A 13,235-nucleotide genomic window follows, 5' to 3' on the forward strand; every position below is an offset into this window, starting at 1 on the left:
GGAAAAGCCATGCTGGCATTTCCATGGAGGACTCATGTGGGTCACGCGCTTTGCTTCAGGCGATTCCATGCTCACGCGGTACCGTTGTAAAACAGCGGGACCCCTGCGGTAAGCTTTCGTTCACCCTTCCCATTTAGGATTTGTAATCGTTACCGACCGTGGCTGGGGCAGCGGATCAGGACTATGGCCATTTTACCCATTCTACGGCGGGTCGCGCTGCCATTGCTGTTGTCGTCGGCGCTGGTCGCCTGTACGGCAGATAGCCTCGTGCCGCCTTCTGGCATCGACAGCTCCTCGCGCGTCGGCTCGATCAAGCCGCATCGCAGCGTGCCGCAAAGGCAATTCGCCTACCAAGGGGTACAGGATCCCGTCGTTTCCGCGTCGAGCAATTACAAAAGCGGCGGTCCCGTTCGTTCCAGCGGAACGGGTGAGGCGGTGACCACGACGGATGTCGAAGCCGGCTTAGCGCAGCAGTCGGATATTCCCTCCCAGGGCGTCAACATGGACGCCGAGCTTGGCGTCGGTCCAAGTGAGGAGGCGCAATCCGCCTCGGTGGTCGGATTGGCGCAGGAGGAGCAGCAGAACATTGCCGAAGGTCAGTCCGACCAGCCCGTGGTCGACGGCATCGGCACCGATGCGCCGGTACAGACCAACCGTTCGGTCGTGCAGCGCCCGGCCGCGCAGGCCGAGCTCAATCAGTCGCGGATACCGAGGCAGTTGCCGGGAACGCAGGTTGCGATGCTGCCCCGTGTCGAAAATCCGATACCGCGCCTCGATCAGCAGTTCGAAGCGCCGCAATCAACACCTGGGATGATGCCGCCTTCGGAAATCGCCTGCCGCCAGGAATTGCAGCGCATGGGCGTCGTCTATACCGACAAGCCGGCGATCTCGAACGGTCCTGCATGTCAGGTTCCCTATCCGGTTTCGCTGAGCGGCCTTTCCGGCAATATCGCCGTCCGACCGGCGGTGACTTTGAATTGCCAGGTGACGCTTGCCTTCGCCAAATGGGTGAAGAACGAACTCGCTCCAGCCGCACGCACGCGCTACTGGACCGGCATCGGCACGATCGTACCGCTCGGCGGCTATTCCTGCCGGCGGATGAACAATAGCCGGCAACGCTATAATCCGATGTCGGAACATGCGCATGGCAATGCGATCGATGTCGGCACCTTCATCCTGAAGAATGGCCATGTGATCGACGTGCGGAAGAAGGGTTTGTTTTCCTTCCGGGAAGGGCGGTTGCTCAAGGCGGTACGCAGCGACAGCTGCCGCTATTTCGATACCGTGCTTGGTCCGGGCAGCAATCCGGAGCACTGGAACCACTTTCATTTCGACCTCAGGGACCGAAAGGGCGGCCGGCGCTATTGCAGCCTTTGATTGGCCCTTTGCCGGAACAGCATCTACACTTGTCAAACGGGAAAGCTGATTTACCTTTCGACGGAATCGCGCTCAACTGCGCGCATTGGGTGCCAGAGAGGGGTTCATGGAAGACGTACCAAGACGAAAGAAAAGCCTGGGAAGGGCGCTCCTTGCTGCACTGATTGCCATCATTATCGTCATCGGCGGCCGCTGGTACGTTTATGTCGCCTATGCCGACGATCCGTTCGATGAAGTCGGCATCGGTCTCAACTCCATGATGCCCGGACCCATTCGCGACAAGGGTTGTGCGATGCTGAAGGCACGCTTCGAGCACAAGACGCTGCCGCCGGCGGGCTGCGGCGTCAATGGCAACTGGTAGCGGTCGTTTTCCAGATCGTAAGCTGGCAAAAAGAAAAAAGCCGGCTGAGCCGGCTTGAGCGGAGCATGGCAACGACGGGGAATCCTCGCCGGCTCCAGAAAAGAACTTCATGTTGCAATGATGATGCACGCAATATGAATGCGAAGGCAATAAATCGGCCAATACAACAGGCGCTGACGGTGTCGCCAAGAGGCGTTGGGCGGAGTTGCGACAAACGTTGCTCACCTAAGGAGCTATATGCCCGACGAAGGTCACGATTTGATGACAGCTTATTCCGCTTAGACGAACGCTGTGTTTCACTACCGTGGGGTGGTAAAAGCCCAAGACCGGCTATATAGCGGGCAAACGCCGCGAAATTCATCACAAAAGCCGGACTTTGCCTGACTATGGCTGCGATCATTTCCATACGCAATCTTACGAAAACCTATGCCAACGGATTCCAGGCGCTGAAGGGCATTGATCTCGATATCGAGCGGGGCGAAATCCTGGCGCTGCTGGGGCCGAATGGCGCGGGCAAGACGACGCTGATTTCCATCGTCTGCGGGATTGCCAATCCAAGCGGTGGGTCCGTGACCGTGGGCGGTTATGACGTCGTGCGCGATTTCCGCGCCACGCGCAGCCTCATCGGTCTCGTGCCGCAGGAGTTGACCACCGATCAGTTCGAAACCGTCTGGAATACGGTAAGTTTCTCGCGCGGGCTTCACGGCAAGAAGCCGAACCCCCAATATATCGAGAGGATCTTGCGCGATCTCTCGCTCTGGGAGAAGAAAGACAACATGCTTCGCCAGCTTTCCGGCGGCATGAAGCGGCGCGTGCTCATCGCCAAGGCGCTGTCGCATGAGCCGGAGATCCTCTTCCTCGACGAGCCGACGGCCGGTGTTGACGTGACGTTGCGCAAGGACATGTGGCATGTGGTCGAGCGCCTGCGCGCATCCGGCGTGACCATCATTTTGACGACGCATTACATCGAAGAGGCCGAGGAGGCTGCCGATCGCGTCGGCGTCATCAATGGCGGCGAGCTGCTGCTTGTGGAGGAGAAGAAGGCGCTGATGGCCAAGCTGGGCCGCAAGCAGCTCATTCTCGATCTGAACGAGCCGCTCCACGCCGTACCGCAGTCCCTCGACGGCAACGGGCTTTCGCTGGGGCCGAACGGCCTGACGCTCATTTATGATTTCGATGCACAGCACGAGCAGTCGAGCATTGCGGCTCTGCTGTCGAAACTCGCTGCCGAGGGAATTCATTTCAAAGATCTTTCGACGCGCCAGAGTTCGCTCGAGGATATTTTCGTATCGCTGGTGGAGGCAGGCAAATGAACTTCGAAGCGATCAAGTCTATCTATTCGTTCGAAATGGCCCGCACGCGCCGCACTCTGCTGCAGAGCGTCGTCTCACCAGTCATTTCCACATCGCTCTATTTCATCGTCTTCGGTGCCGCGATCGGTTCGCGCATCAACCTGGTCGAGGGCGTTTCCTATGGGGCGTTCATCACGCCCGGCCTGATCATGCTGACCTTGCTCGGCCAGTGCATCAGCAACGGCTCCTTCGGCATCTACTTCCCGAAGTTCACCGGTACCATCTACGAGGTGCTATCGGCGCCTGTCGCCATGACCGAGATCGTGCTCGGTTATGTGGGCGCGGCGGCGACCAAGGGGATGCTGATTGGCCTGATCATTCTCGCCACGGCAAGTTTCTTCGTCGAGATCAGGATTGAGCATCCGTTCATGATGATCCTGTTCTTCGTGCTGACGGCAGTCACCTTCAGCCTGTTCGGCTTCATGATCGGCATCTGGGCCGGAAATTTCGAGCAGCTGAACCTCATCCCGATGCTGGTCGTGCCGCCGCTGACCTTCCTCGGCGGCAGCTTCTATTCGATCAACATGCTGCCGCCCTTCTGGCAGGCGGTCAGCCATCTCAATCCGGTCCTATATCTGGTCAGTGGTTTCCGCTGGAGCTTCTACGGCATCGCAGATGTCAATCCTGGCTTGAGCCTTGCCATGATCACGCTTTTCCTCGTCGTCTGTCTGGTCATCCTGGGATGGATTTTCCGCACAGGATATCGTTTGAGAAATTGATGGCGGTGCTAGCCTGGCGAGCTTAAGAAGGCCCGTGGCTTTTGCAGCCGCAACAAAATGGTCCAGGAAAGCATCCAATGTCGCAGGCTCATCTCAATCCCTCGCTGCCCCAAGCACTCTCCCGGCTCGATCAGCTGACCAACTGGGAGCGCAAGCCGCGCGGGGAGATGCGGGTCGGTCTTGAGCCGATGCTCGACCTCATGCAGCGCCTGGGCAATCCGCATCGCAGCTTTCGCGCCATCCACGTTGCCGGCACCAAGGGCAAGGGATCGGTTTCAGCACTCCTCGAAGCGGGATTACTGCGGGCCGGCTGGCGCGTCGGTCGCTACGCATCGCCGCATGTCGACCGGGTGAACGAGCGTGTCAGTATTCTTGGCCAGGAAGTCGAGGATGATGCGCTGGCGACGGCGATCATGCAGGTTCTGGATGGCTACGAGGGCGCAAAGCAGGCCGCGACGGCGGGTGAAGATGCGACCTGGTTCGATGTGATTACGGCCGCTGCATTCCTCGTGTTCAAAGAGGTCGGCTTGGACTGGGCCGTCATCGAGGTCGGCCTTGGCGGCAGGTTGGATTCCACCAATGTCGCCTTCGGCGAAGTTGCCATCGTCACGAATATCGGGCTGGAGCACACGGAAATTCTTGGGGTCACGCGCGAGGCGATCGCGGGTGAGAAGGTCGGCATATTGAAGTCCGGCGCCACGCTTGCCACCACGCTTGCTATCGACGATGCCGCGGGAAAGGTCTTGCAGCAGCGTGCCGATGAGCTTGGCTGCCAGGTCCTGCGAACCGATCTTCCCGAAGACGCGACGATTGCGGAGACGAATATCTCGCTGGTCGGCCTTGTGTTCGATCATCTGGGACGACAAGGCGAGAGCGTGCAGACGGCGGGCAAAAAGGGGCAGCCGGTCGGCGCGTGGCTGCTCGAACCGGCCGTCATCGACAAGGCGCGGCTGCCGGGACGGATGGAGCGCTTCGACCTTGCCCTACCACCCACGCTTCGAAGCGGGCGACAGAGCTTGCCCGTCATCATGGATGGCGCGCATGTGCCATTCAATATCGAAGCAGTCCTGCGCGATATCACGCGCTCGTCCAGCGTCAGCGGCGATTGCATCGCGGTTGTCGCACTTGCATCCGACAAGGATGCTCCCGGCTTCTTGAACGTGCTCTCGCGATACGTGGCCCATGCGGTCTTTACAGAAGCGTCCGGATCGGGGCGCGCCCATGCGGCGAGCGAGCTGGAGGCATTGGCGATCTCGATGGGTATGGCCTGCGAAGCCGAGCCCAACCCGCAGAAAGCGCTTCATCATGCCGTCGCGAAAGCTGCGGAGGCGGGCGGCTGGATTCTGGTGACGGGCTCGCTCTATCTTGTCGGCGCTCTGCGCGGCACTGTCCGGGGGAGTGCAGGGTGACGATGGAAATTACGATCAGGCCTGCTCTTGCCAATGATGTCGCCGAGATGGCGAGGCTGCATCGCGCGATCTGGTGCGACACCTATCGCGACCTAGTGTCTGCTGAGATTTATCAGGCTCTCGACGAGGATTTCCGCCGTGTGCGGTGGGCGGATATACTCGCAAATCCCCGTAGGGATCAGCGCGTGCTTTTGGCCGAGCAGGGCGGGCGACTTGTCGGTATCGGTGCGATCAACGCGCCGTCCGATGCCATATTCGAGGGGCGAGGCGAGATTAAGTCGCTCTATATCGATGCTTCCATCAAACGCCAGGGACTTGGCCGTCGTCTGATGCGAGAATTGGCGCGGGAACTTTTATCCATGGGCTATTCGGGTGCGGCGCTAGGTGTGGTCGTCGGCAATGAATCGGCGATTGCCTTTTATCGTGCGCTCGGAGGGCAATTGATCGGTCGGTACACGGATCCGGGTCCGGTCTGGCGTTCCGACAATTTCATTTTTGCATGGGACGACTTGTCCGTTCTGATCTGATTGTCCCATGCAAGCCGATGAACGGGGATTTCACCCGGCTGCGATCCACTTGCGTGGGGCGATGGTCATGGCCATGACGCCAGCCACGACACAGACAAGACCTATGGCTGCGGTCGGAGACAGAGGTTCGCCAAGGAAGACGACGCCGATGGTGACGCCGATCGGGACGCGCAGATAGGCTTGTGCCGTCGTGCCGACCGAGCCGAGGGTCTGGATAAGCCGGAAATAGATGCTGAAGGCAAGCGCGGTGGAGACGACCGACAGGCCGAGCAGGGCCAGGATTGAGGCTGTCGACGGCGCAATCTGCCAGGGATGTTCGACAATCAGGCTCGCCGGGATCAGGAGAGCGGCACCGCAAAGCAGAGAGCCGGCTGCCGGCATCATCGGGTCCAGCCCCTTGAAATTTCGGCCGAACAGTGCGGCACAGGCATAGCAGATCGATGCCGCGACGACGGCAAGCTGTGGCAGCAGCTGGCGGCCCATTCCATGCAGCGCATCGAGGCCGATGATCAGGCAGATACCGGCCATGCCAGTAATCACGCCGAAAAGCTTGCGGCCCGTCAACGGTTCGCTGCGCAACAGGAAGGCGGCAATCAGAAAGGCGAAAATCGGCGTCGTGGAATTCAATATGGTCGCAAGGCCGGCATCGACAGTCTGTTCCGCCCAGGCGATCAGCGTGAAAGGGATGGCGCTGTTGAGGCAGGATTGAATGAGGAAGCGCTTCCAGGTGGCGGCGTCGCGCGGCAGGTTCAGACCACGCCAGCGAATGATCGCAAGCAGAACAAGGCCGGCGATCAAGGTGCGGGCGGCGATCAGCGTGACCGGCGGGATGGTTGCTACGCCGATGCGGATGAAGGTGTAGGAGGCACCCCAGCAGGTGGCGAGGGCGAGGAGGAGAAGCAGTTCGGTCGTCAGGTTAGGTCTTGCCGGCGTCATAGGGGGCACTCTTGTAAGATTTGGACATGCCGTCTTATAGAGCGAAGAGATCGGCGAATGCTTCGCTCCCAATCGAACTATCGCGTTCGGTTCATCAATCACGCAGCCGAAGCTCGTCGGTTTGCATCTGCATCGACCCCAGGGTTTCGAGAAAGCTCATCCCGAGCAGGCTCTGATCGAGCTTGCCCGCTTCCGCCACGCTCGCCTCGACATCCCTGCGCTTGATCGGGCCGATTGCCACGGAGCCAAGTTCCACGGGAGCCGCCCTGGCGCGGCCGTTGGCGGTCAACACTGTCTGCGAATAGGTGAGGTTTTCCGGAATGATGCCGACGCGCTCGGCGTCCTCTTGCGATAAGGCGATGGTGCTGGCGCCGGTGTCGATCAGCATGTCGATCGGCTGGCCATTGATCGTGACCCGTGCTTCGAAATGCCCGTTCGAGCGCTTGTGAAGGATGACTTCCTGACCGCCTTCGCTCGTCGTGACGACAACGGCATGGCCGGGCATAAGGCCGGCGAAGACGCGATTGCCGACCTGTTGGGCATCGTAGCGATAGATATAAGCGGTCGCGAGCGCCATGATGATGACGAACCAGATCAGCAGATTGCGGATCGACTGGCTGACCGTATGCCGGCTCGCCCACACTGCGGCGCTCATCATCAGAGCGATCGGCAGGAGATAGACGACACGCGCGAAGTCGTCGTTGCGCATGCCGAAGGTGGAGCCGGTGTTATTGTTGAAGATGAGCAGTGCGAGGCCGATGCCGAGAATGGCGAGAACGATGTTCAGGCGGTTCATACGGCGCTGCGCTCCCGTGCCATCCTTTGGCGGCGCGTCTCCCGGCGCGGCTTGCGCTCGACTTTGGTCAGGCGCTCCGGAAGCACTTCCATGATCTGACGGCGCTCGTCGTCGCTATAGCTCATCCACGCGCCGATTTCGGCCGATGTGCGGCCGCAGCCGAAGCAATAGCCGGTATTCTGGTCGATGGAACAGACGAGGATGCAAGGTGTCAGCATGGGATCATATATCGATGCTTCAAATGCACATGGCAAGGGTACAGAGGGAAGCGATCTCGCAAATCTGCTGAGTCGCGCCGATCGTATCGCCCGTATGGCCGGTCACTTTCTGACGGACATATCTTGTGGCAAGAAATGTCGCGACGCTCGTCGTGAGAAGGCAGCCAACTAACGCCGGAACGCCCATGGCGGGACCGACGAGCAGTATCGCGAGGCCCAATGTCGCAATCAGCGCCAGCTGCATGGCATCGCCATCCGGCTTGCCTGCCGATGCCGCGATCCCATCCGGTTTCGCGGATGGCAGGGCGTACCAATGCCAGACCATGGCACCGCGGCTCAAGGTGGCCGCGGCGAGAATTGCGACAGCGGCGTCCTCAGGCGGCAGATGCCGGGCGATGGCTGCAAGTGCCGCCGCCCGCAATCCGAACGACAGTATCAACGCTGCCGCCCCATAAGTGCCGATGCGGCTATCCTTCATGATTTCGAGCGCGCGCTCGCGATCCTTGCCGCCGCCCAATCCGTCCGCCGTGTCGCTGAGCCCGTCTTCATGGAGGGCGCCGGTCAGGATCGTCTGCACGGCAAGCGCCAGCAATGCGGCCATCAACGGATCGGCGCTGAGGGCGAGTAGCACGCTGAACGTCAGCGCCGAGGGCAGGGCGATCAGCAGGCCAGCAACGGGAAAAGCGCGTGAAACGCGCGAGAGCTTGCCGTCATGGCCTTCGAAGAAGGACGACGGCACGGGAACGCGGCTCAAGAAAGCGACGGCGCGCGCGATGTCACGCATATATTCCCGCATTTCTTCCTCTCCCCGCCATACGCGCGACAGCATCGGGCGCTTTTGGAGTTGTTCGCACCGATTCCCAGGACTAATAGAGTCGCACGCAAAGAACCCGATTTGAGACCAAAAGACAAGGAACGCATTCATGAGCGTCAGCGGCCTCCCATTCGACGATTTCCGCGCATTGCTGCGCGACCTTCCAGGCCCGGATGCCCGGGCGCTCGTGGCCGCGCGCGAACGTGATGCGCAGCTCACCAAGCCGCCCGGCGCGCTTGGAAGACTGGAAGAAATCGCTTTCTGGCTGGCCGCCTGGACCGGTCGTGCGCCGGCCGTGACCCGGCCGCTGGTGGCGATCTTTGCCGGCAATCACGGCGTCACCAAGCAGGGAATTACGCCGTTTCCGCCTTCCGTAACCCAGCAGATGGTGGAAAACTTCGCAGCCGGCGGAGCCGCGATCAACCAGATCTGCGTTGCCTACGATCTCGGCCTCAAGGTCTTCGACCTCGCCCTCGATTTCCCGACGGGCGATATCACCGAAGAACCGGCATTGAGCGAGCGCGACTGTGCCGCGACCATGGCCTTTGGCATGGAGGCGATCGCCGGCGGTACCGACCTGCTCTGCATCGGCGAAATGGGCATCGGCAACACCACGATCGCCGCGGCCATTCATTACGCGCTCTATGGCGGCAAGGCCGAAGACTGGGTTGGCCCAGGCACCGGCTCGGAAGGTGAGATGCTGAAGCGCAAGATCGCTGCCGTCGAGAAGGCGGTGGCGCTGCATCGCGATCATCTCAACGATCCGCTGGAAATCCTGCGCCGCCTCGGCGGCCGCGAGATCGCGGCGATGGCCGGCGCCATTCTCGCCGCACGCATGGAACGGATCCCTGTTATCATTGACGGTTATGTCGCGACGGCTGCCGCTTCCATTCTCAAGGCCGCCAATCCCTCTGCGCTCGACCATTGCCTGATCGGGCACGTCTCGGTCGAGCCGGGTCATCTCCGCTCCATCGAGAAGCTTGGAAAGACACCGCTTCTGGCGCTCGGCATGCGGCTTGGCGAAGGTACGGGGGCTGCACTGGCGGCCGGCATCGTCAAGGCTGCGGCAGCCTGCCATTCGGGCATGGCGACGTTCGAAAGCGCCGGGGTTACGAACAAGCACTGAAAACTTGGCGGCGAGACGTTGAAATAAGCGTTTCGCCGCCTCAATTTCCTGTAGATGATCGGTTTCTCGTCATAAATCTGCAATGAATTTTGAAGGCGGCGAGCGGCGTCGCCTTGCTTCGCCCACGGCGAGGCGGTATTCGCAAGGCATCCAGATTGCAACCGGGACACTACGGGCGGAGCGCGAATGGCTGAGTTTTCAAAATCTGCGGTCAACAAGGAGACTGGAATTCGGCATTTTTTCGCCGCTGCAGGCTACTCCTGGGGCGGATTTCAGCGGCTGTTGCAGGAATCGGCCTTTCGCCAGGAACTGCTTTTTGCCGGGGTGGGACTGATCCTGTTGATTGCGGTCGGTGCGACCATCGGCGAGATCGTCATCGCGATGGTGCTGTTCCTCGCCGTCTTCGCAGTTGAGGCCATGAATACGGCGGTGGAAGAGGTGATCGACCGGATCTCGCCGGAGATTTCCAACGTCGGCAAACATGCCAAGGACCTCGGCTCGTTTGCCGTTCTCTGCATGCTGGTCGCCTCCGGCATCTACTTTCTTTATGTTATCGGCAGCCATCTGCTGTTTCGCTAAAGCAATTCCAGGAAAAGTGCGTAGCGGTCTTCCGTCCGGAATTGCGAGACAACAAAGAGATAGTGCGGTTCAGAGATTCCGTGAAAAGCTGGCGCGTCTAGCGATCAGCACCCGAGCTGCGTTTAAGCGAAGCTCTTCTTGCGCCGTTCGGCGAGCGGCGCGTCCTCGACCGCCGGCAGACTTTGCAGCACGCGCTTGGGCGGCAATATGGCAATGACCTCCGTGCCTTCCCGTAGCTTTGATTTCAGCATGAACTGACCGTCATGCTTGGCAAGAATGGCCTGTACGATCGGCAGACCAAGGCCAGTGCCCTGTTCGGCGCTCTTGATGGCGATGGAGCCCTGACCAAAGGCGGACAGGACAATCGGGATCTCCTCTTCGGGAATGCCCGGACCGTTATCCTTGATCGCGACATATTCGCCGCCGCCGGCCGTCCAGCCAACCTTGACGCTGATCTCGCCGCCTTGCGGCGTGAATTTCACCGCATTCGACAGGAGATTAAGGATCACCTGGCGCATCGATTTCTCATCGGCCCAGACGGAAGGCAGCTGCGCTTCGAATTGCGATGAGATCGAAATGTTTTTGGCGCGGGCGCGCAACTGCACCATGCCGATGCAATCCTCAGCAATATCGAGGAGGGAAATCGCTTCCTCGTTCAGCTCGTATTTGCCGGCCTCGATGCGCGAGAGATCGAGGATTTCGTTGATCAGGTTGAGCAGGTGCTGGCCGGATCGATGAATATCACTGGTGTATTCGCGATAGGTCGGATTGTTGAGCGGCCCCATGACCTCCGCCGACATGACCTCGGAAAAGCCGAGGATCGCATTCAGCGGCGTTCTAAGCTCATGCGACATGGAAGCAAGAAAGCGCGATTTGGCAAGGTTTGCTTCCTCGGCACGCCGGCGCGCTTCATCCGACATCGACTTCGCGACTTCCAGCTCTGCAATCAGATCGTCCTTCTCCGATTGGAAGGAGAGGATCTTCAGGTTCGACTGATACATGCGGTTGGTGATGAAGCTGAAGAATATCACGGCAACCGAAATGGCTGCAGTGAGGGCGATATCGGAGGGTCTTCGCGTGAGGATCGCGGCCACGGCCAGTGCGACGGTCGCCGGTGCGAAGGAAAATGGAACAGCCCGCGGCAACATGAAGCTGGACATGGCCGTGATGCAGATCGCCGCAAGCAGCGTCGTCCCTTTGTAGAAGGCGAAACTGTCGCCACCGCAGGTCGCACAATTTTGCATCGTGAAGAGCGCCCAGCAGCAGCCGACGAGCAATTGCCCCAGCAAGAGCAGCTGTCGCCACTTTCTGGCGCTTTCAGCCGACATTTCCTGCTTCTTGGCGCGCCGTCCGATCAGCATGTTGATGGCATGGGCCGTCAGGATCGGAATGGTCCAGAAGAGAATGCCGGCATCATGTGTGAGGTAGACGCCGAGAACGGCGACCACGATAACGAAGATCGGCACGACGGCAGCACTCTGCCGCAAGGTGTCGATGTGCATCATCATCAGTTCGCGATCGAAATTGCGGCTATGGCCGCTTTGCAGGCGTTCGCGCGTTTGCCGCACGGCCTTCGACACAGCCCGGTTACGGTGACTGCGCGATCGGTCGACAATGTTTTTATCTGTCGATGTGCTGACGCCGGTGCTCATGGTTACATTGAAACTTGGCCTGCCTGAGGCTACACACTAGCCTTCAAATCTTAAGAAGATGCTGCGCCGAAATGATTTGTTTGCCATCTTCGCCAAGGATTTGTTCTTAAAGGAGGCAACAACGTGGTGCGGTCGGGCCGCCTGTTTCGTGACGGCGTGGTCACTTTCGCGCTGCTTGCCATTCTCGCATTATTCGCGTTGAAGATGAACAATCGACCGGAAATCGTTCAAAACGGCAAGTTTTATGTCATTGACGGCGACACGCTTTTCGCCAACGGCGAACGCTTGAGGCTGAAAGGCATCGATGCTCCCGAATATCGGCAGCGCTGCCAACGCAATGGCGCGGATTGGGCCTGTGGCGAAGAAGCGCGCAAGGCGCTTGCCACAATTATTAAGACGGGAGCGCCCCAATGCCGGGGGCGGGAGAGGGATCGTTATGGTCGCCTGCTGGTGACATGCGTCGCCGGCGATCTCGATATCAACGCCGCGATGGTGCGCAATGGCATGGCGGTTTCCTATGGTGCCTATGCAAGCGAGGAGCGCATTGCGCGGCAAGCGAAAGCCGGGCTTTGGGCCAGTGATTTCGAGAAGCCTAGCGACTATAGGCGCGAGGAGCGTATGGCTGATGGCAATGATGCGATTGCCGGATTGTTCGGCTATTTGCGCCAGCTTGTCGGATGGAGCGCCCCATGAAGCAGGAGAGCGAATTGCAGATCCTGCGTTCCGCGATTGCGGCCTGCCGTCTCTGTCGGGACGCACCGGCCAAGGGCGAGGCGGATCGCCTGCCACATGAGCCGCGTCCGGTTGCGACACTATCGTCGACTGCGCGGATACTCATCGCAGGGCAGGCGCCGGGATTGCGCGTTCACGAGAGCGGCCTGCCATTCAACGATGCCTCGGGTGACCGTTTGCGTCAGTGGCTCGCCGTGGATCGCGAGAGTTTCTACAATCCGGACCACTTCGCCATAATGGGCATGGGCTTCTGCTTTCCGGGCTATGACAAGGCGGGAAGCGATCTGCCGCCGCGCAAGGAGTGTGCGCCGTTGTGGCGGCAGCGGGCGATGGATGCGATGCCGCAGATCGAATTGATCCTGACGATCGGTCAATATGCTCAGGCTTGGCATCTTGGGGCGGAGCGCATGGGGTCGATGACCGAGACGGTCGCGCAGTGGCGGCGTTACCTTCTAACCAACCGGTCGCCGTCCGTCCTGCCATTGCCGCATCCAAGTTGGCGCAACAGCGGCTGGCTGAAACGAAACCCCTGGTTCGAGGCCGAGTTGCTTCCCGTTTTGCAACAACGTGTGAAAAGCCTGCTTCCTTGAGAAAAAGTTTCTTTTCTATCGCTAAAAATAAGCTATAGAGAGAATAT

The 13,235-nt window shown here is 59.9% G+C and carries 15 protein-coding genes; 10 read left to right on the plus strand and 5 right to left on the minus strand.

Features of this window, described 5'->3' with window-relative positions:
- Window positions 1-183: 183 nt before the first annotated feature.
- The 6 genes from GDN47_RS05260 to GDN47_RS05285 all read left to right on the plus strand — a co-directional run bounded on the left by GDN47_RS05260 (window position 184) and on the right by GDN47_RS05285 (window position 5,745).
- Window positions 184-1,377, plus strand: a complete 1,194-nt coding sequence (locus GDN47_RS05260; RefSeq protein ID WP_113354581.1) for an extensin-like domain-containing protein — start codon at window positions 184-186, stop codon at window positions 1,375-1,377.
- A 106-nt stretch (window positions 1,378-1,483) separates the two neighbouring features.
- The gene (locus tag GDN47_RS05265) at window positions 1,484-1,738 is read left to right on the plus strand and encodes a hypothetical protein (protein ID WP_113333064.1); all 255 of its coding nucleotides are present in this window, start codon (window positions 1,484-1,486) and stop codon (window positions 1,736-1,738) included.
- A gap of 386 nt (window positions 1,739-2,124) precedes the next feature.
- Window positions 2,125-3,051: an ABC transporter ATP-binding protein gene (locus GDN47_RS05270; RefSeq protein ID WP_152092732.1), complete on the plus strand. Its 927-nt coding sequence runs from the start codon at window positions 2,125-2,127 to the stop codon at window positions 3,049-3,051.
- Window positions 3,048-3,809, plus strand: coding sequence for an ABC transporter permease (locus GDN47_RS05275; RefSeq protein WP_113333066.1), 762 nt, complete (start codon window positions 3,048-3,050; stop codon window positions 3,807-3,809). The genes GDN47_RS05270 and GDN47_RS05275 overlap by 4 nt, the downstream gene beginning before the upstream one ends.
- A gap of 77 nt (window positions 3,810-3,886) precedes the next feature.
- Window positions 3,887-5,218, plus strand: coding sequence for a bifunctional folylpolyglutamate synthase/dihydrofolate synthase (locus GDN47_RS05280; protein WP_173002443.1), 1,332 nt, complete (start codon window positions 3,887-3,889; stop codon window positions 5,216-5,218).
- 2 nt (window positions 5,219-5,220) lie between these two features.
- The gene (locus tag GDN47_RS05285) at window positions 5,221-5,745 is read left to right on the plus strand and encodes a GNAT family N-acetyltransferase (protein ID WP_113333068.1); all 525 of its coding nucleotides are present in this window, start codon (window positions 5,221-5,223) and stop codon (window positions 5,743-5,745) included.
- Window positions 5,746-5,775: 30 nt separating this feature from the next.
- Here GDN47_RS05285 and GDN47_RS05290 read toward each other — a convergent pair whose 3' ends face one another.
- From GDN47_RS05290 to GDN47_RS05305, 4 genes are all read right to left on the minus strand, one after another.
- Window positions 5,776-6,681: a DMT family transporter gene (locus GDN47_RS05290; protein ID WP_152092733.1), complete on the minus strand. Its 906-nt coding sequence runs from the start codon at window positions 6,679-6,681 to the stop codon at window positions 5,776-5,778.
- Window positions 6,682-6,775: 94 nt separating this feature from the next.
- Window positions 6,776-7,477, minus strand: a complete 702-nt coding sequence (locus GDN47_RS05295; protein WP_113333070.1) for a retropepsin-like aspartic protease family protein — start codon at window positions 7,475-7,477, stop codon at window positions 6,776-6,778.
- Complete coding sequence (locus GDN47_RS05300) at window positions 7,474-7,695, minus strand: DUF1289 domain-containing protein (protein ID WP_113354587.1); 222 nt, start codon at window positions 7,693-7,695, stop codon at window positions 7,474-7,476. Before GDN47_RS05300 ends, GDN47_RS05295 begins: the two co-directional genes overlap by 4 nt.
- 19 nt (window positions 7,696-7,714) lie before the next feature.
- Window positions 7,715-8,491, minus strand: a complete 777-nt coding sequence (locus GDN47_RS05305) for an adenosylcobinamide-GDP ribazoletransferase (RefSeq protein WP_152092734.1) — start codon at window positions 8,489-8,491, stop codon at window positions 7,715-7,717.
- Between the two features lie 127 nt (window positions 8,492-8,618).
- Between GDN47_RS05305 and cobT the strand changes: the two genes are divergently transcribed.
- Window positions 8,619-9,635, plus strand: coding sequence for a nicotinate-nucleotide--dimethylbenzimidazole phosphoribosyltransferase (cobT, locus tag GDN47_RS05310; RefSeq protein WP_152092735.1), 1,017 nt, complete (start codon window positions 8,619-8,621; stop codon window positions 9,633-9,635).
- Window positions 9,636-9,821: 186 nt separating this feature from the next.
- Window positions 9,822-10,214, plus strand: a complete 393-nt coding sequence (locus GDN47_RS05315; protein WP_152092736.1) for a diacylglycerol kinase — start codon at window positions 9,822-9,824, stop codon at window positions 10,212-10,214.
- Window positions 10,215-10,336: 122 nt separating this feature from the next.
- Here GDN47_RS05315 and GDN47_RS05320 read toward each other — a convergent pair whose 3' ends face one another.
- Complete coding sequence (locus tag GDN47_RS05320) at window positions 10,337-11,866, minus strand: sensor histidine kinase (protein WP_152092737.1); 1,530 nt, start codon at window positions 11,864-11,866, stop codon at window positions 10,337-10,339.
- Between the two features lie 123 nt (window positions 11,867-11,989).
- Between GDN47_RS05320 and GDN47_RS05325 the strand changes: the two genes are divergently transcribed.
- The gene (locus GDN47_RS05325; protein WP_152092738.1) at window positions 11,990-12,559 is read left to right on the plus strand and encodes a thermonuclease family protein; all 570 of its coding nucleotides are present in this window, start codon (window positions 11,990-11,992) and stop codon (window positions 12,557-12,559) included.
- Entirely contained in the window at window positions 12,556-13,188 is a 633-nt protein-coding gene (locus tag GDN47_RS05330) for a uracil-DNA glycosylase family protein (protein ID WP_113354591.1), read from the plus strand. Before GDN47_RS05325 ends, GDN47_RS05330 begins: the two co-directional genes overlap by 4 nt.
- Window positions 13,189-13,235: the final 47 nt, after the last annotated feature.

Source organism: Martinezella dioscoreae, from assembly GCF_009176305.1.
Lineage (GTDB): Bacteria > Pseudomonadota > Alphaproteobacteria > Rhizobiales > Rhizobiaceae > Rhizobium > Rhizobium dioscoreae.